This window comes from Micromonospora sp. L5, from assembly GCF_000177655.2.
Classification (GTDB): Bacteria; Actinomycetota; Actinomycetes; order Mycobacteriales; family Micromonosporaceae; genus Micromonospora; species Micromonospora aurantiaca.
The window spans coordinates 4,821,291-4,845,295 of the sequence record NC_014815.1 but is presented as its reverse complement, the minus strand read 5'-3'; the positions used below and the strand labels follow the sequence as shown (position 1 = coordinate 4,845,295).

The 24,005-nt window shown below is 75.9% G+C and carries 5 protein-coding genes; all 5 read right to left on the bottom strand.

Translation table 11 applies throughout. From position 1 onward, the window contains the following. Positions 1-108: 108 nt before the first annotated feature. Genes ML5_RS22535 through ML5_RS22515 form a run of 5 tightly spaced genes read right to left on the bottom strand, consistent with a single transcriptional unit; the run spans position 109 to position 24,005 of the window. Positions 109-1,302, bottom strand: coding sequence for an alpha/beta fold hydrolase (locus ML5_RS22535; RefSeq protein WP_013476301.1), 1,194 nt, complete (start codon positions 1,300-1,302; stop codon positions 109-111). Beyond that, positions 1,299-2,534, bottom strand: a complete 1,236-nt coding sequence (locus tag ML5_RS22530) for a hydroxymethylglutaryl-CoA synthase family protein (RefSeq protein WP_013476300.1) — start codon at positions 2,532-2,534, stop codon at positions 1,299-1,301. Before ML5_RS22530 ends, ML5_RS22535 begins: the two co-directional genes overlap by 4 nt. After that, positions 2,531-2,779, bottom strand: coding sequence for an acyl carrier protein (locus ML5_RS22525; protein WP_013476299.1), 249 nt, complete (start codon positions 2,777-2,779; stop codon positions 2,531-2,533). The genes ML5_RS22530 and ML5_RS22525 overlap by 4 nt, the downstream gene beginning before the upstream one ends. Further along, positions 2,776-3,711, bottom strand: coding sequence for an LnmK family bifunctional acyltransferase/decarboxylase (locus tag ML5_RS22520; RefSeq protein ID WP_013476298.1), 936 nt, complete (start codon positions 3,709-3,711; stop codon positions 2,776-2,778). Before ML5_RS22520 ends, ML5_RS22525 begins: the two co-directional genes overlap by 4 nt. Continuing rightward, positions 3,708-24,005 carry an SDR family NAD(P)-dependent oxidoreductase gene (locus tag ML5_RS22515; RefSeq protein WP_013476297.1) on the bottom strand — a complete coding sequence of 6,766 codons (20,298 nt, stop codon included), beginning with the start codon at positions 24,003-24,005 and terminating at the stop codon, positions 3,708-3,710. The genes ML5_RS22520 and ML5_RS22515 overlap by 4 nt, the downstream gene beginning before the upstream one ends.

Below are 24,005 nucleotides of genomic sequence, written 5' to 3'. Positions count from 1 at the left end.
CGTGTCACCGGGTTCAGTTCAGCGCGGGCGCGCACGGGGCGACGGTGCTGGCCTTGATGGACTCCAGCTTGCGCACCGGGAGCGACTTCTTGGGCGCGGTCTCCTTGGTCATGGGAACACCTCCTCTCCACCTCTCGTCGGGACGGGGGGCACCCGCCGGCCGGCTTCGGCGGGAGATCGTGTGCCGAGGGCGTCGTCGCCGGCGACGAATCGCGCGGCGAGGTCGACGAGGCTCTCCTCGGCGTGGAACAGCGACAGGTGGTCGCCGTGCTCGGCGACGTGCAGGACGGACCCGGCGATCCGGGCGGCCACGGCCCGCGACCCGGCGGGGTGCGCCGTGTGGTCGTCCTCGCTGGTGACGACGAGCGTGCGCGTGGTCAGCCCGGCGAGGTACGGGCGCAGGTCCGTGCCCATGATCGCGCCGTTGAGCCGGCAGTACCGGCGCAGCAGTTCCGGCGTCGCGTACGGGTACGTGACCAGGTGCGCCAGCCGTGGCGGGGCGACGCCGAGCATGGTGTTGGTGAGCACCGCGTGCACCGCCGCGGCCTGCTGCGGGCTGCGGGCGGCCATCGCCATCAGGGCCTGCAGGTTCTGCTGGTGGTCGGTCTTCGGGCTCTCGTCGCCGAGGTCGAAGTCGCCGTGCCAGAGGCTCAGCGACGACACCCGCTCCGGCGCCCGCGCGGCCGCGACGACCGCGAGCACCGCGCCGCCGCACAGGCCGATCAGGTGCGCGCGGCGCAGCCCGAACCGGTCCAGCACCGCGAGGAGGTCGTCGGCCTGGGCCACCACGCCGGTGTCGGCGGAGAATCCGTCCACGTCCGCGAACAGGCCCCGCGTCTCGGGGACGAGCACGTGGAAGTCGCGGGACAGCCGGCCGGCCCAGCCCTCGACGAGCCGGGCGGGCATCCCGCACGCGGACACCATCAGCACCGGCGGCCGGTCCGGGTCGCCGACGGCGTACGTGGGCAGCACCACCCCGTCGCCGGTACGCACGTCGGTGCGCCGGAAGCGGCAGGTGAAGTCCTGTTCGCGCGCCTCGGCGACCACGCGCGGCTCGTCCGCCGGCGGCGGTGCCGGGTTCGCGTCGAGGTCCAGCAGGTCGCTCACCACCCGCTCGAAGGGGCCGAGGCCGGCGGCGTCGGTCACCGGCGCCGGCGCAGGCACGTCCAGCCGGTCGCACAGCCGGGCCAGCGCGGCCGCGGTGGCCGGGTCGGCGCACCGCACCCGTACCGGTGGCGGCAGCACCCGCAGCAGCGGACCCGCCGCCAGCAGCGCGGCGGCCAGATCCCGCCCCGGCGTCACGCGCCCGCTCCGATCCACTCGTAGCTGCGGTGGTAGGCGCGGACGCCGGTGCAGGCGAGCAGTGTGCGCGCACCGGCCACCCGGTCCAGCACCTCGGCGTACCGCCCCGGGTCGATCCGCTTGTCCGCCACCGGCACCAGGCAGTCGGCGTTGTCGGCGAGGATCCGCTTGTACTCGTCGAACGTCAGCTCGCACCGGCCGGCGAGGTGCTCGCCGATGCGCATCCGGCCGACCTCGGCGGTGGACCGCGCGTCGACCAGGCCGGAGTAGAACTCGGCGGCGCAGCCGGAGCCGTACGAGTACATCCCGACCCGGACCGGTTCGTCGGGCCGCAGATGGTCGATCAGGCTGGCCAGGGCCAGGTAGACCGAGCCGGAGCAGAGGTTGCCGACCAGCCGCGGGTACTCCAGCCCGGGCGCGACGCGGCGGGCGAAGTCCGCGTCGGCGTCCGGCATCCGGTGCTCGCGGGCGAGCTTGCGGTGCGCCGCGCGGACGATGCCGGCAAACGGCGTGTGCATGGCCAGCCCGCCGAAGGTGGTGGCGAAGTCGACGTCCGCCACCTTCTCCGCGTAGTGGGCGTAGGCGTTCGTCAGGCAGTCCAGGTAGGCGAACAGCGAGCGGTCCGCGTCGGCGACGTCGAACGTCGGGCCCGGCCGGGCCGAGTCGAACGTCTCGTAGCTGTGCGTCCCGAACGCCCCGAGGTCCACGTCCAGCACCCGCGGGTCGTCGCCGAGCAGCACCGCCGCGGCGCCGGTGCCCATGGCCGGCTCGGTGTACGAGGCGTTCTCGTTCACCAGTGACACGTCGGTGGCGATCACCAGCGCCTTGGCGCCCGGCGACAGGCCGGCGGCGAGGTAGCCGCAGGCGAGCTGGAGCGCCCCGGTCGCGGCGTAGCAGGCCTGCTTCACCTCCAGCATCCGGCAGCGGCGGCTCAGCCCGAGGTGCCGGTGCACGTACGAGGCGATCGACTTGCTCAGGTCCAGGCCGGACTCGCTGGAGGTCACCAGCAGTTCGATCCGGTCGCGGTCGGCCTCGTCCATCGCGTCGAGGATCGGCTTGGCGGCGTTCACCGCGTGCGTGACCGGATCCTCGAACGGCAGCGCGACCGACTTCGCGGTCATCATCAGGTTGCCCAGGCGGGTCGCGTCCAGACCGCGCCCCTCGAACAGGACCGGCACCGCGACGGAGGCCACCCCGCAGTACACGTTCAGGGCCTCGATGCCCACGTTCATGCCGTCACCTCGCAGAGGTACGCGACCAGGTGGTCGATGTCGGGCAGGTCACTGAAGCTGCCGAGCGGCTCGTCGACGCCGAGCCGCTCCCGGAGGGCCAGGATGATCTCGACCCGGTCGATCGAGTCGGCGCCCAGGTCGCGCAGGTGCGCGCCGCCCGGGATCCGGTCGCCGGGGACCGCCGGCAGGATCTCGGTGATCACCTCGTGGACCACCCGCCGGACCGCCTCGTCGTTCGCGCTCACGTCGTCGCCTCCGTCCGGGTCTGCGCAAGGGCCACCGCGAGCGGCCGTCCGGTGTCGCGGTCGGCGAGCACCACCCGGACCGTCTCGTCGGCGCCGGTCACGTCGCCGCCCGGCCGCCGGGACACCCGCACCCGCAGCACGGCGCCCACGTCGGCGTTGCCGAGGTAGCTCATCCGCTGGTCCAGCACGATCCGCCGCAGGAAACCGGCGTCGGTGCCGCCGCGGTGCCGCCACAGCCGCAGCGACGCCCAGTCCACGATGGAGAAGTAGGACGCGAAGTAGAGCAGGCCCACGCCGTTGAGGTCACGGCTCGGGTCGACCGGGTAATCCAGCGCCAGCCGGTCCAGCGGGTCGGGCGGGTCGGGCTCGGCGCCGAGGGCGCGCAGTTCGGCGTACGCGCGCCGGGGCGAGTGCCGCGCGGGCAGCACGGGCAGGTGCGCGTGGCGGAACCCGGGCGGGGACGCGCTGCGCAGGTCGCCGTTGCCGCCCGACGGGCCCCGGACCACCCAGCGGTTGAAGTTCTGCGCGTACAGGCATGCCGGGTCGGGGTGGGCGTAGAACTCGTCCGGGTCGACGACGCGTCCCGGCCGGTCGCCGCGCCGGATCTCGTGCAGCGTCAGCACCGACTCGCTGCCGGAGGCGAAGGACCGCGAGTCCACCCGCAGCACGTCGCCGAAGGTCATGCCGCGCACGTGCAGGTCGGCGCCGCCGCGCAGGTGGATGTAGTGGAACGCCAGGTAGGTCGGCATCCCGTCGGCGTCGCGGGCGGTGTAGACGTTGGTGTCGCAGAGCGCGCTGACGGTGTCCCAGGTCCAGTCGCCGACCTGGCCGACGAACAGCGACCCCGGCCCGCACATGCCGGGCCGCACCACTGTCGTCCGCGTCGTCGCGTCGGGACCGAGCAGTTCCAGCTCGGGAGTCAGGACGGTCACGACCCCTCCCCTCCGGCGCCGCGCAGGAAGTCGGTCAGGATCCGGTTGCACTCCTGCGGGCTGGTCAGATACGGGAAGTGGCCGGCGTCGGCGATCTCCTCGTAGCGGGCGCCCCGGATGCCCTGGTGCAGCAGCCGCGCCGTCTCCGACGGGATGACCGTGTCGTGCCGGCCCTGCACCACGAGCGCCGGCAGGTCCAGCTCGCCGAGCCGGTCGCGGAGGTCCGGCCGGGCCGCGAACACGTCGAGGTAGCGCAGCCCCGTCTGGGGGTCCATGCTCTCGCAGCGCAGCAGCAGCGCCTCCACGGCGGCCCGCTCGTGCCGCAGCCGGTCGGCGCCGGACCCCTCGATCGTGCGGTCGAGGTCCTGGGCCGCCACCACGGCCAGCCGGTTGATCTCACCGACCCGGTTGCCGATCTTGTAGGAGCTGCCGAGCAGGATCAGCGAGGCGGTGTCCTCGGGGTGGTTGAGGGCGAACGTGAGCGCGACCAGCCCGCCGAACGACGCGCCGGCGACGTGGACCGGCCCGTCGACCCCGATCTCCCGCAGCACCCGCAGTTGGAGGGCGGCGATCCCGTCGAGGGTGAGGTCGGCCGAGGCGGTGCTCGCCCCGACGCCGGGGTGGTGGACGCTGATCACCCGGTACCGCCCGGCCAGCGCCTCGAACTGCCGCGCGAAGACGCCGGCGCCGATGTTGAACGGGTGGGCGAGCAGCAGCGGCGGGCCGTCGCCGGCGGTGAAGACCTCCACCTGGGCGCCGGCCACCGGCACCACCCGCCGGCGTACGGCCGGCTGGTGTTCCCGCAGCACGGTGCCGTTGTCGTCGGCCGGGGCCTGGTCGCGCAGCGCCTGCCGGACGTCCTCGGGCACCCGGTCGGCGGGCTGGTAGACCGCCCGGGCCGCCTCCCCCGCCGTGCGGATCCCGCCGGTGACCAGTTCGGGAACCTCGCCCGGTGCGGCGGCGAGCGCGGCGACGGCGGCCACCACCGCCTCGGCGTCGTCGGGCCCGAAGCCGACCGGCACGGCGAGCCGGACGGTGCCGGCGAGCGGCCCGCCGACGGCCAGGTGCGGGCCGCCCCGGACGCCGGCGCCGGTGTAGAGCCAGGCCAGCCCGGACATCGTGGGGTGTTCCTGACCGGCCAGTCCGGGCATCCGGGCGAGGTCGAGCAGGACACAGTGGGCGCCGTCGACGTCCACGACCGGCAGGCCGGCCGCCCGCAGGCCGTCGCGGAGCACCGCGACGGCGGCGACGCGCCGCCGGACCAGTTCCGTGACGCCGTCGCGGTCCGCAAGCGCTGCCCGCAGCGTCATCCGGGTGGCCCGGTCCACCTCGGCGCCGCGCCGCGCCACGTGCTCGCGCAGCCGCGCCGCCAGCTCCGGGTCGCGGGTGGCGACCAGCCCGCCGGCGGTGACGCCGAAGTCCTTGGACAGGCTGAGCGTCGCCGTGTCGGCGACGGCGAGCATGTCCCGCACCCCGGTCCAGGGATCCCCGCCGGGGCCGGCGAGCTGGACGGCGTTGTCGACGACGCGGCTGGCGTCCAGGACGAGCGGCACCCCGTGTGCGGCGGTGACGCGGCGCAGCTCCCGGAGGGCGGCGGGTTCGACGGGTACGCCACCGGCGGCGTTGCTGGCCGCCTCCACCACCACGAACGACACCGATCCGGGGGCCCGGCGGGTCAGCTCCGCCGCGAACGCCTCGATCGTCTCCGGGTCGAGCCGGCCGATTCCGACGGCCACCGGTTCGTAGCCGAGGTCGGCGAGCGTGGACAGCCAGGTCGGGAAGGCCGCGGCGTGCAGCACGACACCGCGCGGGCCGGGGTGGCAGCGGCAGAGCAGTTCCTCGGCCGTCCGTCCCGACCGGGTCGGCACCACCTCGGGCATGGGCAGCCAGTCGTGCGCGGTGAGCTCGGGCGGGGCGGGCCGCTCGGCGAGCAGCCGCGTCCGGGCCGCGACGAACCCGTCCGCCCGCTCCGCCCAGGAGTCGGTGAGCAGGTCGAAGGGGACCAGCTCGGTCGGCAGGGCCAGCGCGTTGTACCCGTGCGCGGCCAGCAGGTCGGCACGTCCCGGCCGCAGCGCCGGGTCCGGCGGCGGTCCCGCGTCCGCCGGCGGCACGGCGGCGACCGACGGCAGGGCGCTCTCCGGCGGCGCGGTGGCGCGCGGCGGCGTCGCGGCGGCGTCCGACGACGGCGCGGGACCGGCGGGGGCGCCGTCCACGAGGTCCGGGTTGGCGATCATCAGGATGATGTCGGTGACCGACGTACGGTCACCGGTCGCCGGCTGGCACAGGTAGATCGGCGTGTTCTCGGGCCGGAACTTGTTCTTGAACTGGAAGTTGCCGGGCCCGAACACGCCCACCGAGTGCAGCTCCGCCAGCGCGTCGGCCACCGCCGGGTCGGCGTTCGGCGAATCGGTGATGGCGACGCCGAAGCTCGCCCCGAAGCTGAACGACGTGCATCCCTCGGCGGCGGTCAGCTCGATGATCCGGACGATCGCCCACTCCAGACCGCCGGCGGGCATCTCGTCGGCGTAGAACTCCAGGTCGAGCAGGTATCCCCGCTCGGACGGGATCCGGGTCACGATGACCGCATTGACGAGGACGTCGTCCACCCGGGTGAGGAAGACCCGGTGCCGGGGGTCGAGCGTGCCGCCGCCGATCTCCTCGCGGACCACGCCGACGTACGGGTTCACCATCTGCTTGCGCCGGCCCCAGGAGTCGATCAGGCCGACGATCTGCCGGTCGGTCTCCGGCGACGCGCCGGCCCGGTACTCCTCGATCCGGCAGTCACCGGCGCGCTCGAACCGGTGCAGGAGGCTGCGCAGCCGCTGCATCCGGCCGCCCCGTACGGTGAACGAGGCCAGGTCCGTCAGGCGCTGCACCGCCCCGAACGGGGTCGCGGTGACCGGTTCCCCGGCGACCTCGGTCAGGTGGGCCAGGGACAGGAAGTTGGGCCGCAGGCCGTGGCGCCGCGCCCAGGCGATCCACTCCGCGACGAGGTCGTGGAAGTGGTCGTGGTGCCCGACGAAGCTCCAGGCGAACACGTCGTCGCCGCGGACCGAGAAGTTGACGTAGCCGGCCCGCGCCGAGTCGACGAACGCGTACGGCGCGATGTCCCGTCCGGCCAGCCCGCCCTCCTTGGCGTGGCGGCGGTCGAGGTCGGCCAGGAGGTCACGCAGCGCCGGGCGGCCGGGCAGGGTCCGCTTGCGGACGACTACCGGCTCGCCGTCGACCTCGGCGCCGCTCTCGATCGTCCGGCCGGTGGCCCGCGGACCGGTGCCCGTCTCGGTCCGGACGCCGGTCCCGGCGGACCGCCCGGCCAGGAACGCGGTGAGGTCGGGCATCGTGGGGTGGTCGAACAGCAGGGTCTTGGGCAGCGCGCCGTAGCGCTGTTCCAGGGCGCCGACGACCCGCAGCATGTCGAACGAGGTGAGGCCGCTGTCGGCGAACGTCCGGCCGGGCTCGACGGCACGCTCCAGCACCCCGGTCACGATCTCCTCGACGCCGTCTCCGGCCGGTGTGACCGGGCGTGGTGCCTGCGTACCGGCGGCCACGAGCGCCGCCACCGCCTCGACCGTGTCGTGCTCGTACAGGTCGGCGGCGGTGATCTCCACGTCGAACGTCGCCACCACCAGCCGGGCCAGCTCCATCCGGAAGATCGAGTCGAGGCCGAGGTCGGCGAACGCCCGGTCGGCGGTGATCTCCGTACGGTCGGCGCCGAGCACCCGCGCCACACAGTCCCGTACCGCCTCGGCCACCTCCGCGGGGGCGGGCCCCTGGGCGACGGCGGCGGCCGGCCGTTCGGCACGGCCCGGCTGGTCGACGGGGGCGTGCGGTTCGACGGGGCTCGGCCGCTCGGGGGCGGCCGGCCGCTCGGGGGCGGCCGGTAGCGCGGCGGCGGGTGGCGCGGCAGCGGCGGGACCGGCTCCGGCCGGGTGGGTGGCCGGTCGGGCCGGGCGGGCGAGCACGCCCACCGGGGCCGCGCCGTTCGACGCGGGTCCGCCGTTCACCGCTCCCGCGTCGGCGACCGTGCGCCGGCCCGCGCCGTTCCTGCGCAACGCCGACGGATCACGCAGCACGATCCGGTCGGCGGCGGTGCGCCGGACCGGGGCGGGCGGCTCCGCCGGAACACGCGGGGCGGACAGCTCGGCCGGGGCGGGCCGGGAGGGTGCGGCGGTGCGCGCCGGGCCCTCGTCGAACCAGAACGGCCGGGCGTCCAGCGGCGGGGCGGGGACGGAGATCCGGGCCGGCCGGTGGTCCCAGGTCGCCGCCCAGTCGACGTCGCCGCCGGCCAGCCAGGTCTCGGTCTCCGCGTCGAGGCGGGGCGGCGCCTCGCCGCGCAGCACCGCCACCGCCTCGGCGGCGTCGGCGACCACCGCGGCGAACCGGTGGGCCAGGGCCTCCCGTCCCACCTGGAGCGTGTACGTGGCACGGGCCATGTCGGTGCTCTCCGCGAGGTGGTCCGCGACCCGGCGCCGGTACTCCGCCAGCGCCGCGGGGCCGGACGCGGACAGCACCAGGCGCCAGGGGCCCGACGCCGGGGACGCCGGCAGCGGCGGCGGCGACTGCACGACCACGTGGGCGTTGGTGCCGCCGAAACCGAACGAGCTGACCCCGGCGACCCGGTCGCCGGTCCACGGCACGTCGTGGTCCAGCACTGTGAACGGGGTGCCGTCCAGCCGCAGGTACGGGTTGCGCCGATGCTGGTGCAGCGTGCGCGGCAGCCGTTCGTGCCGCAGGCTCAGCAGCACCTTGAGCAGCCCGGCGATGCCGGCCGCGGCCTCCAGGTGGCCGATGTTCGTCTTCACCGTCCCGACCGCGATCGTGGCGTCCACGCCCTCGAACGCCTTCTTCAGCCCTTCGATCTCGATCGGGTCGCCGAGCCGGGTGCCGGTGCCGTGGGCCTCGATGTAGCTGACGCTCGCCGGGTCGACGCCGCCGGCCCGGTACGCCCGGCTGACGACCTGCGCCTGCGCCTGCGGGTTCGGGGCGGTCAGCGACGGACCGCGGCCGGCGTGGTTCACCGCGCTGCCCCGGATGACGGCGATCACCTGGTCCCCGTCGGCGACCGCCGCGCGCAACGGCTTGAGGAGCACGACGCCGCAGCCCTCGCCGCGGCCGTATCCGTCGGCGGAGGCGTCGAACGTCTTGCACCGGCCGTCGGCGCTGAGCATGCCCGAGGACTGGAACGCCACGAACAGGCCGGGGCTCAGCAGCACGTTCACCCCACCGGCGAGCGCCGTGGCGCACTCCCCGGCCAGCAACGCCCGTACCGCGCGGTGCACCGCGACGAGCGAGCTGGAGCAGGCGGTGTCGACGGCCTCGCTGGGGCCGCGCAGGTCCAGCAGGTAGGAGACCCGGTTGGCCAGGATGCAGTCGGCGAGACCGCTGGCGGTGTGGGCCTCGACCGGCACGTCGTGCGCGCGGAGCAGGTCGTCGTAGTCGCAGGCGGACACGCCGACGAAGATCCCGGTGTCGGTGCCGGCGAGGTCCGCCGGCCGGTATCCCGCGTCGGCGACGGCCTGCCAGGCGGTCTGGAGGAACAACCGCTGCTGCGGGTCCATCAGCGCGGCCTCGCGCGGCGCGATGCCGAACAGGTCGGCGTCGAAGGAGCGTACGTCGTCGAGGAAACCGGCGCGGACACCGGCGGTGGCCGGGTCGCCGAGCAGGTCGGTGCGGTCGGCCGGGACCGCGCGGACGAGGTCGTCGCCGGCGGCGAGGTGCCGCCAGAAGGCGTCGAGGTCCGGCGAGCCGGGCAGTACCCCGGCCATTCCCACCACGGCGACCGCGTCGGCCGGCAGGTCCGCCGAGGGCTCGGCGGCCTCCGCCGCGGGCCGGGCCGCCGTGAGCCCGGCGTCCACGGTGGCCGGGGCCGGCCGGGCCGGGAGTACGGAGCGCAGGTACGCGCCGAAGGCGGCGAGCGTGGGGTGCTCGTAGAGGACTGTGGGCAGCAGGTCGACGCCGAAGCGCTCGTTCGTCTCGTTCACCAGCCCGGTCAGCGAGATGGAGTCGAAGCCCAGGTCGAGCAGTTGGATGTCCGGGTCGACCTCGTCCGGTTCGACGAGCAGGAACCCGGCGGCGAGCGCACGCAGCTCCGCGTCCAGGTCCAGCTCCGGGTCCGGAACACCGGCCGGGGCCTCCGGCGCGACGTCCACCGGGCGCTGCACCGCCACCACCGGCTCGGTGCCCGACACGACGCGGTCGAACGCCCGTACCGCGTCGGCCGTCGGCAGCGGGGCACTCCCCCAGCGCCGCGCGAACAACCGGCGGGTGGCGTCGTCGACGGCCATCCCACCGTCGGCCCACAGCGGCCAGCAGACGGACACCGTGCCGGGTCGGCCTGCGGCGAACTCGTCCAGGAACGCGTTGGCGTACGCGTAGTCGACCTGCCCGAGGTTGCCGGTGCGTCCGGCGATCGACGAGCACAGCGCGAGGAACTCCAGCGGTTCCGTGCCGAGCGCGTCCACCAGGTGCCGCAGGCCGAACACCTTCGGGGCCAGCACCGCGTCGACGGCGGTCGCCGGCTTCGTCAGGGCGCGGGCGTCGTCGTGCACGCCCGCGGCGTGAATCACCCCGTCGATGCGCCCGTAGCGGCGGCGGATCTCGGCCACGGCGCTGCGCACGTCGGACTCGACAGTCACGTCCGCGCGGACGAACGCGAAGGCGTCGTCGGCCGGCGCGGTCCGGCCGACCAGCACCACCGCCGAGGGCGTACGGGTCGAGGCGAGGTGCGCGGCGAGGTGCCGGCCGACGGCGCCGGTGCCGCCGACCACGACGTACACGCCGCCGGTGCGCCGGACGGCCGGGCCGGGCCGGAACGGCACCATCCGGCGTACCTCACGGACGCCGCCGGTCCAGCGGATGTCGTCCACCCGCTGCTCCGGCGGCCCGGAGACGTGCCACAGGTCCGCCTCGGCGGTCACACCACCCCGGACCACCGCCCCGGAGAAGCCGCTGTGCTCCAGCGCGAGCGTGCGCAGCGCCGCCGTCACGGCGGTGTAGGCAGGCCGCTCGTCCGGGCAGCCGACGACGATCCGCAGCGACGCGGCCGGATCCGGGGTGAGCACCTCGACGGCGGCCCGCAGGACGGTGTGCAGGCTCTCGCGCACCTCGTCGGCGAGCCCGCCGGCACGGGCCGGCAGGTGCACCACGATCACGTCCGGGTCGGCCTGGTCGTGGCGGCCGCCGAACGTCGGGCCCTCGCCGATCACCCGGATGCGGGCCGGCGGTCGCCCACCCTCCGGCGGCGGCTCGGCCCGCCACTGCGGCCGCAGGTACACGCACGGGTCGCTCTCGGGCACGCCGGTCTCCCGCGCCGCCACGTCCGGCACGACGCTCCCCGGCACGACGGTCTGCGGCACCGCCACCTCAGGCACGACGACGGTCTCCCGCACCGCCGCCTCGGGCGCGGCGGTCTCCGGCGCCGTCGCCTCCGGCACCGCCAGGCCCGGCAGCACGGCGGTCCGGCCGTCGGCGGTCAGGTCACCCTCCGGTACGGACGGCGGCGCCGGTGGCCGTGTGGTACCGGTCGGCTCGGGCAGCCACAGCCGCTGCCTGTCGAACGGGTACGGCGGCAGCGGCACCCGTCCCGGCCGTACCGGCCAGCGGCCCGCCCAGTCGACCGGGACGCCGCGTACCCACAGCTTCGCCGACTGGTCGAGCCGGCCGCGGCGCAGCAGGTCGGCGGCGATCTCGGCGCCGCCGTCGCCGTCGAACAGCGGATCGGTGCCGGCAGTCCCGGTGATGACCTCGCCGGCTCGCAGCCGGCGGACCAGCTCGTCGATGTCGGACACGACGACGGCGAGCCGGTTGTCGAACTCCGCCCGCCCGACCTGGGTGCTGTACGCGAGCTGGTCGAGGCGCGGGCGCGTCCGCTCGGCCAGGTCGGCGAGGTCGGCCGTGAGCGTCCGCAGCTGCTCCGGGGTCCGCGCCGACAGCACCACGACGTGCGGCCCCGGCTGGACGGGCGCGGGCGGCGGCGCGGGATGCTCCCGGACCACGAGGTGCGCGTTCGCGCCGCCCGCCCCGAACGAGCTGACCCCGGCGCGCCGCGGCGCGGTCCACGGCTGTGCGCTCGTCGGCAGCAGGAACGACCCGGACAGGTCGATGCGGGAGTTGACAGTGGACAGGTTCGCGCAGGGCGCGATCGTGCCGTGCGCGAGTTGCAGCAGCACCTTCGTCAGGCCGGCGATGCCGGCGGCGCCTTCGAGGTGACCGATGTTGGCCTTGACCGAGCCGACCGGGATCCGCCGGCCGTCCGGCAGCGCGTTACCGAGCGCCCGGCCGAGACCGGCGATCTCGATCGGGTCGCCGAGAGCCGTGCCGGTGCCGTGCGCCTCCAGATAGCCGACGTCGCCGGGTGTCACCCCGGCCGCGGCGAGCGCCCGGACCACCAGGTCGGCCTGCGCGGTGGGGTTGGGGACGGTGTAGCCGGCGGTCCGGCCGCCCGCGTTGACGAAGCCGCCCTCGATGACGCCCCAGATCCGGTCGCCGTCGCGCAGGGCCGCGGACAGGGGTTTGAGCAGTACCGCGCCGACGCCCTCGCCGGGCACGAACCCGTCGGCGCGCTCGTCGAACACCTTGCAGGCGCCGTCGGCCGACAACATGGTCATCGACGACAGCGCGATCAGGTGCGCCGGGTGCAGGACCAGGTTGACGCCACCGGCGACGGCCGCCGAGCACTCCCCGCGGCGCAGGCTCTCACAGGCCAGGTGGACCGCCGTCAACGAGGAGGAGCAGGCCGAGTCGACGGCGAAGCTCGGCCCGGTCAGGTCGAGCGTGTACGACACCCGGTTGGCGATCGACCAGTACGCCGAGTGCCCGTCGGTGTAGCGGCCCTCCGGCCAGCCCTGCGCGGCGGCGATGCGGCCGTACGAGCCGTACATGGTGCCGACGAAGACGCCGGTGTCGCGCGGCAGGGCTCCGCCGAGGGCGCCCGCGTCCTCCAGCATCAGCCAGACGGTCTCCAGGAACAGCCGCTCCTGCGGGTCCATCGCGGCCGCGTCCTTCGGCAGGATGCCGAAGAAGCCGGGGTCGAACCGGTCGACGTCGGTGAGGAACCCGGCCCACCGGCTGTACGTGTGCCCCGGCCGGCCGCGGCGCGGGTCGAAGTGCTCGCGCCAGTCCCACCGCTCCGGCGGCACCTCCGTGATCGAGGTGGTGCCGGTGACCAGGTTCTGCCAGAACCGCTCCAGGTCCGGCGCGCCCGGATAGCGGCCGGACAGGCCGACGACAGCTATCGCGTCCGCGTCGCCCCGGGCGGCGGAGGCCGAGGTGACCGAGGTGACCGAGGTGACCGGGGCGGCCGGGAACGCCGGGACGGCCGGTCGCTCCGGTTCCGCCGGGTGGACCGGCGCCGGCACGGCGTCCACCGCCGCGACGCCGAGCGTGGCGGCGAGCGGGCCCGGCCGTTCCCGGGCCAGGTGGTCGGCGAGCTGCTCGATCGTCAGGTGTTCGAACAGCAGGGTGGCCGGCAGGTCGCCGAGGTCGGCCGAGAACCGGCGTACGAGGTGCTGGCTGACCAGTGAGTCGACGCCGAAGTTGTCGAACGTGACGTCGTCGTCGAGCTGGTCGGGGCGGTACTTGAGGACCTCCGCGAAGACCGCGCGGACGTAGTCCCGGGCGGCGCGGGCCGGCACCCGGTCCACCGGCGCCGCACCGGCCGTCGCCACGAGCACGCACTGCTCCTGCTCGTCGTCGGGGACACCGGGCATGCCGAGGATCCGGCCGGTCAGGCCCACCTCGGCGAGCGCCGCGCGCCACCCGGCCGGCGACAGCAGCGGGGAGTGCGGCAGCCGCCGCCGGGCGTCGGTGAACCGCCACCAGCCCGGCAGGAGGCCGAACGTCGCGGTGAGGAAGTCGGAGGCGCGGGTGACCTCGTTGAGCAGCAGCACACCGCCGGGGCGCAGCAGGGATCGGGCATGGCGCAGGCTGCGGACCACGTCCGCGGTGGCGTGCAGGACGTTCGTGGCGAGCACGACGTCGTACGAGCCGGCCTCGAAGCCCTGCCCGGCCGGTTCCCGTTCGATGTCGAGGACGCCGAACCGCAGGCCCGGATGGCGTCCGCCGAAGCGGTCCTCGGCCTCGCGGAGGAACGCGGTCGACAGGTCGGTGAAGTCGTACCGGACGCCCGGGCAGGCGTCGAGGACGAACGCCGAGCCCGCGCCGGTGCCGGCGCCGATCTCCAGCACCCGGCCCGGGCGGCCGTCCGTCCGTCCGAGCGCAGCGGCGGCCTGCGCCGCCACCAGGCGGTGGTAGAAGTCCGCGGCCTGCTGCCCCTGGTAGACGGCGGCGACCAGGTCGGTGCTGCCGCCGGGGAAGAGCACCTCGGTCGGTGAGGTCCGGCCGTCCAGGACGCCGGGCAGGGCGTCGACGCACCGGGCCAGCAACGCGACGTGCGGGGCGAGGTCGGGGTGCCGGGCGAGCACGGCGGCGGTGGACAGGCCGGCCGGGGGCGCGGCCACGGCCGCGGCGACGGCGGCCGCCAGCGGCCCGGAGGCCGGCACCTGACGGTCCCGGAGCCGGTCGCGCAGCAGGTCGCGGGCCAGCCCGTCGAGGGTACGGAAGGCCGCGCTGGACCGGTCCAGCGACGGGTCGGTGTCCCCGGCGGCGGCGCCGTCCGTCGAGGGTGGTGCCGCGAGCGCGGTGACGGCGTCGTCGGCGGGCGCCGACGGGTGGACGCCGAGTGCGGCGAGCCCGTCCCTCGTGCCCTTGAGGACAGCCACCTGTGGGTGCGGGCCGGCGAGGATCCGCTCCAGCGCCGCGATGCCCTCGGCCGGCTCGATGGAGCCGATGCCCAGCGTCGCGAACCGGGCCGCGTACCCGGGGTCGGCGACCACGCCGACGCTGCCCCACCAGCCCCAGTTGACCACGCGTACCGGTTGTCCCCGGCGGTGCAGCGCCAGCCCGTACGCGTCCTCGAACGTGCTCGCGGCGGCGTAGTTGGCCTGCCCCGGGGCCGGAGCGAACGACAGCGCCGAGGAGAACAGCGCGAGGAAGTCCAGCGGCTCGCCGGCCAGCGCGTCGGCGAGCACACCGACACCGGCGACCTTCGGCCGCAGCACCTCGGTGAACGCCGCCTCGTCCATCGCGGACAGGGCACGGTCACGGAGCACGACCGCGGCGTGGAACGCGCCGTCGACGGGCCCGAACCGCTGTCGAGCCTCGGCCACCGCGCGGCGGACCGCGACGGCGTCGGTGACGTCGGCACGCAGGTAGACGGCCTGCCCGCCCAGCGCCTCGATCTGCGCCACCAGGGACCGGATGCGCTCGTCCTCCGGGGACCGGCCGAGCCACACGAGCCGGGCACGCCGGGTCCGGGCGAGGTGACGGCTGACTTCGAACCCGATGCCGCCGGTGCCGCCGACGACGAGGTAGACACCGCCGTCGCGCAGCGGCGCCACGCCTGCCGGCCCGGCCACCGGCTCCAGGCGGCGGACCAGGCGGCGGTCACCACGCAGCGCGACGAGTCGGTCGGTGCCGTCCTCGCGGCGGATCGCGTCGGCCGGGGTGACGTCGCCGGGGCCGGCGTCGACACAGGTGACCCGCCACTGCGGATACTCGGCCGCGATCGCGCTCGCCAGCCCGGCCAGGCCGGCGGCGTGCGGGTGGACCGGCTCGCCGGGCAGGCCGGCCACCCCGGACACGACGAATGTGAGCGTCAGCGGTCCCCGGTCCGCGCCCAGGTCGAGCAGGCGGCGCAGCAGGCGGAACGCCTCGGGCGTCGCGGAGTCGTCCTGCGGTGGGGCGGCCGGATCGGCCGTGCGGGCGAGCACGTACACCGTGTCGTACCGGCCGGTGGGCAGCTCGCCGAGCCGCAGCGTGTCGTCGGCGCCGAGGGCGGCGGCGAGCGCGGCGTCGGCGGGGCTGTGCACGGCGAGGGCCCGCCCGGCGGGCGGTTGGCCGGAGGGCGCACCGGCCGGCCGCCAGGCCGGGACGTACAGCAGGTCCTCCGGCGGCGCCGTCACGACCGGCCGGCTCTCGGCCGATGCGGCGCCGGACGCCATGTAGGGGCGCAGCGTCACACCGTCGAGCCGGGCCCGGACGTCGCCGGTCAGGTCGGTGAGGACCACGTCGAACCGTCCGCCGTCCCGGCGTACCACGTGGACGCGGGCGGTCGTCGGCAGCCGGTCCGCGACGAAGACCGACTCGACGGCGAACGGGACGAGCATCCGGTCGGCGGGATCGACCAGCCCGGCGACCGCCTGCAACGCCCCGTCGAGCAGCTGGACGTCGCTGTCGGGGCCGGTGGCGAGCATGCCGAGCGCCTCACCGGCGCCCAGCCGCAGCTCCGTCAGCACCCGGAACGACGGCCCGTAGCGCAGACCGGCCCGGGCGAATCCCGCGTACAGGTCGTCGACCGGACGGCGGACGGGGCAGCGGGCCTCGACTGACGGCAGGTCCACCCGCTCCGGCGGTGCCGGGTCGGGGGCGCGGCGGGTGGCGACGGCGTGCGGTGTTCCCCCGACGGTGAGGGTGATCCGGTCGTCCCGGGTGACGACAGCCGTCACCGGCTCGGTGACCACGACGGGCCGCAGCCAGGTCACGTCGGCGGCGCGGGCGGTCCCGCCGGCGGTGGCCTGGCGCAGGAACGCCGCGCCGGGCAGGACCGGGACGCCGTGCAGCGTGTGGTCGGCCACCAGCGGGTCGGCCGGGGTGAGGGCCGTCTCCCGCCGGTCGCGGCCGGTCCAGAAACGGTCGCGGGCGAAGGGGTACGTGGGCAGCGGGATGCGACGCCCGGCCGGCATCGCCGTCCAGTCCACGTCCGCGCCGGCCACCCAGCGCTCGGCGAGGGCGACCAGGTCGGCCGACGCGTCGGGCGCGGGCGGCCCGCCGGCGAGCTGCCGGACCAGGTCGGCGGTGTCGGCGGCGACGAACGCGGCCCGGACCGCCAGGTGCGCCCGGCCCCGCGCGAGGGTCGCGGCGACGTCGTGGACGTCGGCCGGTTCGGTACGCAGGCGCCGGGCCAGCCGGTCCGTCAGGTCGCGCAGCGCGGACGCGGTACGGGCCGAGACGGGTACCACCACCGGCCCGGTGCCGGTGCCCGCCGTCGCGGCCGGCGCCTCGGCCACCACGAGATGGCAGTTGGTGCCGCTGAAGCCGAACGAGCTGACGCCGGCGACCAGCCGGTCGTCGTGCCACCCGGTGAGTTCGCGCACCACCGGCAGCCCGGGGATCGGCTCGGTGGCGTGCGGGGTCGGTGGCAACTGCCGGTGCCGCAGGCTGAGCAGCACCTTGATCAGGCCGGCCACGCCGGCGGCCATCGTGGTGTGACCGATGTTCGCCTTGACCGAGCCGATCCGGCAGTGCGGGCCGACGACCTGGGCCAGCGCCTTGACCTCGATCGGGTCGCCGAGCGCGGTGCCGGTGCCGTGCGTCTCGACGTACCCGACCTCGACGCCCGCCCGGGCGTGGACCTCACGCAGCAGACGGACCTGGGAGACCGCGCTCGGCGCGGTGATGCCGTTGGTACGGCCGTCGCCGTTCACGCCGCCGGCGAGGATGACGCCGTGGACGTGGTCGCCGTCGGCGAGCGCCCGGTCCAGCCGCTTGAGGACGACCACGCCGACGCCCTCACCGAGCACGATGCCGTCGGCGGCGGCGTCGAACGGCAGGCACCGGCCGGTCGGCGACAGCATCCCCGTCTGGCTGGTCCAGACCTGCATCTGCGGCGTGCACATCACCGCGACGCCGCCGGCCAGCGCCGTGTCGCAGTCGCCCGAGCGCAGGCTCTCGCAGGCCAGGTGCACCGCCGTCAACGACGACGAGCACGCGGTGTCGATCGCCATCGTGGGCCCGGTCAGGTCGAGCAGGTACGCGATCCGGGCCGGCAGGATCGAGCTGGCCCCGCCGAGGAACGCCTCGCTGCTGTCGCTGCGTCCGTGCCGCTCCAGCAGCCGGGGATAGTCGCCCGCGCCGCAGCCGACGAAGACGCCGCACCGCATCGGCCGCCCGGCGTACCCGGCGTTCTCCAGCGCCGCCCACGCCTGCTCCAGGAAGATCCGCTGCTGCGGGTCCATCGCCTCGGCTTCGAGCGGTGAGATGCGGAACAGCCCGGCGTCGAACGCGTCCACGTCGTCCAGCAGCGCCGCCCACCGGCTGCGGGTGCGGCCGGGTGCGGCCGGGTCCGGGTCGTAGAGTCCCGTCAGGTCCCAGCGGTCGGACGGCACCTCCCGGATGGCGGACCGGCCGGCGGCGAGGTTGTCCCAGAACGTGTCGAGGTCCGGGGCGCCCGGGAATCGTCCGGCCATCCCGATCACCGCGATCGCGGTCGACGGGTCCGCGCCCGGTGACGCCGCGTCCGAGGCCGGTGTCCCGGCCGGTGCGGATGGCGACGCCGGTGCCGGTGTCGCCGCCGGTGCCGGCTCTTGGTGGGAAGGCGACGCGGGCGGTGGGCGGACGGCGAACGTCAACGGCGGGGGCTCCGGGGCCGTGGTGGGGGCGGCCCCGGACGGCGGGGCAGTCCCGGGCGCCGCACCGGGCGCGGTCAGGACCAGTGGCGGCGGGCCCGCGGCGGCCGGCGAGGCGACAGCCGGCGCGGTGACCTCGGCCGCAGCGGGCGCGGCCACCTCGGCGACGGCCGGCGTAGCGGCCTCGGTGACAGCGGGCGCGGGTGCGGCGGACCCGGGCACCTTGGCCGGGACCGGATCGTCCACGACGGACGGCTCCGGGGGCGCGGCGGCCTGGGCGCGCAGGGAGGCGGACTCGGCCAGGTTGCGCAGCACCGCCTGGGCGAGATCGGGCACTGTGGGGTGGTCGTACACGGCTGCCGAGTCCAGGTCGGTGCCGAACCGGCGGTTGAGGTCCCGCACCAGCTCGACGGCACCGATGGAGTCCAGTCCCAGGTCGGCGAAGGTGCGGGACGGCAGCACCTCGTCCGGGCGCAGGTACAGCAGGGCGCCCACGATCTCCGTCACCGCGTCGCCCACCGCGCCGTCGTCCGGTCCGGGCTCCGGCTGCGGGGCCGGCGTCGCCCGGCTGCGGAACTCGTCGACCTTGGTGAAGTGCTCCCGTACCAGGGCGGCGGACTCCGCGCCGAGGACGTTCCCGTGCATGCGGACCTCGCTGGCGATGACCTCGGGCAGCCGGTCGAGGATCCGGCCGGCGAGTTCGTTCTTGAGCGACCGGATCACCGCCGGTGGCTTGTCCGCCATGGACCGGGCCAGGTCCAGCGCGGCCGGAACGACTTCCTGCGGCGGCAGCACGGTCACGCCGGCTCCGCGCCGGCTCAGCTCGGCGCCGGTCATCGACCGTCCGGTCAGCATCATCTCGGCGGCCAGGGCGGGGCCGAGGCGTTGCTCCAGGATGTAGGTGGCGCCCATGCCCGGGGTGAAGCCGTAGCGGGTGAAGTTCGCGCTGTACACCGACGTGTCGCCGAGGACGACCACGTCGCCGTAGCAGGCGAACGCCAGTCCCCCGCCGGAGGCGTGCCCGGCGGCGGCGGTGACGACCGGCCGGGTGCAGCGCAGGATGCCCTCGTACACGAGCGCGGCGTCGGTGAACGTGCCCTCGCCCTCGGCCAGCGCCCGCAGGGCCTCGGGGGTGCCGCCCATGCTGAATACCGAGCCGTGGCCGGTGATCACCACCGCACGTACGTCGTCACGCCGCTCGATCTCCGCGAACGTGTCCCCCAAAGCCGCGAGCAGCCCGTCGGTGAACATCGGCGCGCGCATCGACACCAGCGCGACGCCCTGGTCCAGGACACGGAACTCCAGGTCCGGCCCGTCCGGCCCGTCCGGGACGACCACGTCGCCGTCGACGGCCGGTGGCGGGCTCGCGGCCACCGCGACGGCGTCGCCACCGCCGGTCCCGGCGCGGAGCGTGCCGGCCGAGCCGGCGCGAGCGGCGTCCCAGCCGCCGATCCAGCAGGGCTCCTCCGGCAGCGGGCAGGTCGGCAGCGGTACGCGGCGGGGATGCCCGTCCGGGTAGCAGGCGGACCAGTCGACCGCGCCGCCGCCGACCCAGTGCCGGGCCACCTCGTGCAGGTCACCGGCCCGGAAGGCCGCCACCGGATCGCCGGTGGCGGGCGCGCCGGTGGTCACCACGTCCCCCGTGTCCGCACCGCGGGCGAAGCGTTCCAGCGCGCTGCGCAGCGCGTCGGTGCCGGACGTCACGACGGCGATGCGGACCGCCTGCGGCGCCCGTCCCACCTGCGTCGTGTAGGCGATGTCGCGGACGCCCCGGTCCGCGGCGAGTTCGTCGAGGCGCGTCGCAACGCTCAGCCGGCCGATCGCCTCCACCCCGACCAGGTCCGCCAGCCGCGCCGGGTCGAGCCCGAGATCGCCGAGGGTCGCCGACGGTTCCAGCGCCTCCTCGGGTACGCCGAGAAGGTCGGCCACCGCCGCGGTCGGGCCGGTCGACTCCGGCAGGCCGGCCGCCATCGCGCCCGCGTACGCCCGCAGTGTCTCGGCGGTCGGCGCGGAGAGCACCACGAGCGCCGACCCGTCCGGCGCGGGTGCGGCGGCGGGGGCGAACTCCTCGACCAGCACGTGCGCGTTGGTGCCCCCGGCGCCGAACGCGCTGACGCCGGCCCGCCGCGGGACGCCGGGCGGCGGAGTCCACGGTTCCAGCGTGCGCTGGACCCGCAGCGGCACGGCGGCGAAGTCGATGTGCGGGTTGAGTTCCTCGGCGTGCAGCGACGGCACGAGCGCGCGGTGCCGCAGTTGCAGCAGCACCTTCGTCAGGCCGGCTATCCCGGCGGCGCCCTCCAGGTGCCCGATGTTCGACTTGACCGAGCCGATCGCGCACGCCCCGGCCGGCAGGTCCGCACCGTCGAACGCCTGCCGGAGGCCCTCGACCTCGATCGGGTCGCCGAGCGCGGTGCCGGTGCCGTGGGCCTCGACGTAGCCCAGCGTGGCGGGTGCCCAGCCGGCCGCGTCCAGCGCGGCGCGGACGAGCGCGGCCTGGGAGCCGGGGCTCGGTACTGTCGCCCCGGCGGTACGTCCGGTGTGGTTCACCGACGTCGCACGGATGACGCCGTACACGTGGTCGCCGTCGGCGAGCGCGCGCGACAGCGGCTTGAGCAGCACCGCGCCGACCCCCTCGCCGGGCACGTAGCCGGTGCCGTCCGCGCCGAACGCGCGGCACCGGCCGTCGGTGGACAACCACTGCCCCTGCGCGAGCTGGAGGTACTTCTGCGGGTGCACCGTCACGTTCACGCCGCCGGCCAGGGCGAGCGTGCACTCGCCCCGCCGGATGCTCTCGACCGCGAGGTGCACGGCCGTCAGCGACGACGAGCAGGCGGTGTCGACGGCCAGGCTCGGCCCGGTCAGGTCAAAGGTGTGCGAGACGCGGTTGGCGATCGCGCAGTGCATCGCGGTCGGGGCGACACCGTCGGTGGCCCCGCCGACGAGCTGGTAGTGGTTCCACATGACGCCCGCGTAGACGCCGACGACCTCGCCGCGCAGGGTCTCGGGCGGATGTCCGGCGTTCTCCAGGGCGTGCCAGCAGGTGGTGAGGAACAGCCGTTCCTGGGGGTCCATCCGCTCGGCGTCGCGCCGGGACACCCCGAAGAAGGTCGGCGCGAAGCGGTCGACGCCGTCGAGGAAGCCGCCCCACCGGCCGTACGTACGCCCGGGGGTGCCCTTCTCCGGGTCGAACAGCGCCGCATGGTCCCAGCGGCCGGCGGGCACCTCGGTGATCGCGTCGACGCCGCCGGCCAGGTTGCGCCAGAACGCGTCCAGGTCGTCCGCGCCGGGGTAACGCCCGGCCACGCCGACCACCGCGACCGCGTCGTCGCCCGGCCCGCCCACGGCCGGCTCACCGACGGCCGGTCCGCCGTCGGACCCGGCAGCCGGGCGCGAGACGGCGGCAGCTCCGAGGGCCGGGCGCGAGGCGGCGGTGGCCGCAGCCGCACCGGCGGCCGGCACGAGTTCCCGCAGCCGGTCCGCCTGCCCGTGCAGGACCAGCACCGCGTCGTACGGACCGCGCAGCACGTCGCGCAGGACGCCCAGCGCGGTGTCGGTGGGCATCGGCTCCTGGCCGGTGTGCTCGGTCGAGCGGCGCAGGGCGTCGGTGGGCGCGCGCATGCCGCCCTCGGCCCAGTACGGCCAGCCGATGACGACGGTCCGGCCGCGACCGCGCCGCTCGACGTGCCGCAGGCCCGCGTTGGCGTACGCGTAGGCGGCCTGACCGGGGTTGGCCACGTCGGCCGAAGCGGAGGAGAAGGCGACCAGGAAGTCGAGCGCGTCACCGGCGGTGGCGGCGTCGACGTGGCGCAGGCCGTCGAGTTTGGGGGCGGCGACGGCAGCGAGGTCGCCCGGATCGCCGCGGAAGAACAGCCCGTCCCGGGTGACGCCGGCGCAGTGCAGGACCCCGTCGATCCGGCCGAACCGCTCCCGTACACCGGTCACCGCCGCGCCCACAGCGGCGGCGTCGGTGACGTCGGCGATCGCCACGTGCACCTCGGCGCCCGCCGCGCGGCACCGGTCGACGAGCGCCGCCGCGGGCGCGGTACGCGACAGCAGGGCGATCCGGGCCCGGTGCCGCCGCGCGAGGTGCGTCGCGAGGACGGCGGCGAGACCGCCGGATCCCCCGGTGATCAGATAGACGCCGCCGTCGCGGAACGGCTCCCCGCCCGTGGCCCCGGCGGCCGGGTCCACCTCGCGCCACCGCCGCACGAGACGCCGGCCGCCGACGTGGCGGACCTCCGGCTCGGCGTCGCCCGCGCGCAGTTCGGCGCGTACCGCGGTGGCGAGGTCGCGGGCGTGATCGACCTGGACGAACCGGCAGCGCAGGCCGGGGATCTCGGCGGTCACGGTACGGGCCAGCGCCGCGGTCGCCGCCTGCTCGGCGGTGGTCTCACCGGCGTGCACGACGAGCAGGTCGCGCGGTCCGGTGTCGACGAGGGCGGTGGCGGCGCGCCACAGGTCGGCGGCCGGGTCGTCGGTCAGCAGGACGACGGCGGGCGGCAGGTCAGGGGCGTCGCGGAGCCGGTCGACGGAGTCCACGTGGGCGGCGGCGAGCCCGGCGGGGAGCGCGCCGCCCACGACCAGTGCCTCCGGGGTACCGGTGCTCGGCGGCGCCGGGTCCGCGGGCACCCAGGCGTCGACGAAGGACAGCACCGTCGACTCGGGGGCGGCCGGAGCCGCGGCGGCCACCGGCGCGTCGGACGACTGAGGGACGGCCGGCGCGGCCGGGGCCTGCCCGGTGGACAGGTGCGCGGCGAGCGCGTCGATGGTGGTGTGCTCGAACAACAGCGTCGGGTAGAGCTTGCGGCCGACGAGCTGCTCGACCCGCTCGGTGAGCCGGAGCAGCGCGACCGAGTCGAAGCCGAGGTCGTAGAACCCGGTGCCGGTCGCCACCTCGGCGGGCGGCCGGCCGAGCATGTCCGCGACGGCGGCGCGCAGCGTGTCGGTGAAGCCGTTCGCGGCGCCCGGCGAGGACGCCGCGGGCTGCCCGGGCACCGTCGCCGGTGGCGCGGCGGCGGGCCGGACCGGCGCGGCGTCGGCCGACACGTCGGCGAGCAGCCGGCGTACCAGCCCGGATTCGCGGATGCGCTTGCAGGTGAGGCCGGTGAAGCCGGCCAGGAACCGGCCGTCAGCGTCGCGGATCGTGTAGTCGGTGGTGATCACGTCGCCGGACGGCGCGAGCCGTTCCGGGCGCGGGACGTGGACGTGACACGTCGGCGGCAGCGGCTCGGGTGCCCGGAACTCCTGGACGAACATCGGCACGAACGGGTCGTCGGTCGGCATCCCGACCTGCCCGAACCCGGCCAGCGTCGAGGCGTCCAGCGAGGCCGGGTGCAGGTGGAACCCGGCGGCTGCGGCCCCCGGGTGCTGCTCGCGGGTCAGGTCGGCCAGGAGCGCGCCGCCGCCGATGTGCAGGGTGCCGCGGCAGCGCATCGCCGGGCCGTGGCGGATGTGCTCCCGTACCGCCCGCTGGTAGAGCACCTCCACGTCGTCGTGCCGGTCGGCGGCGGCCCGCAGCGCGGCCAGGTCGAGCGGCGGCGGGACCGGCTCGTCGGTGAGGCAGATCAGCCCGTGCGCGTTGTCGTGCCAGCCGGACACCGGGTCGTCACCGCGAAGCCAGCGGCTGCGGACGGTGAACGGACGCCCCGCGTCCTGTGGTTCGCCGATGGTGAGCACGACCTCGCGGTCGAAGCCGTCGGTGGTGACGATCGCCTCGGCGAGCACTGTGTCCCGTACGCAGAGCCGGCGGTGGTCCCAGCCGGCCGCGACGGCGGTGCGGTAGACGAGGTCGAAGAAGACGACGCCGGGAAGCACCGACACCTCGTGCAGCCGGTGGTTCCGCATGACGAAGTCGTCGTGGGTGAGCCGGAACCGGCTCTGGACGTCGGCCAT

Coding starts and splice junctions, on each gene's coding strand:
- ML5_RS22530 (WP_013476300.1), bottom strand. CDS start 2,534: ATGAACGTGGGCATCGAGGCCCTGAACGTGTACTGCGGGGTGGCCTCC.
- ML5_RS22515 (WP_013476297.1), bottom strand. CDS start 24,005: ATGGCCGACGTCCAGAGCCGGTTCCGGCTCACCCACGACGACTTCGTC.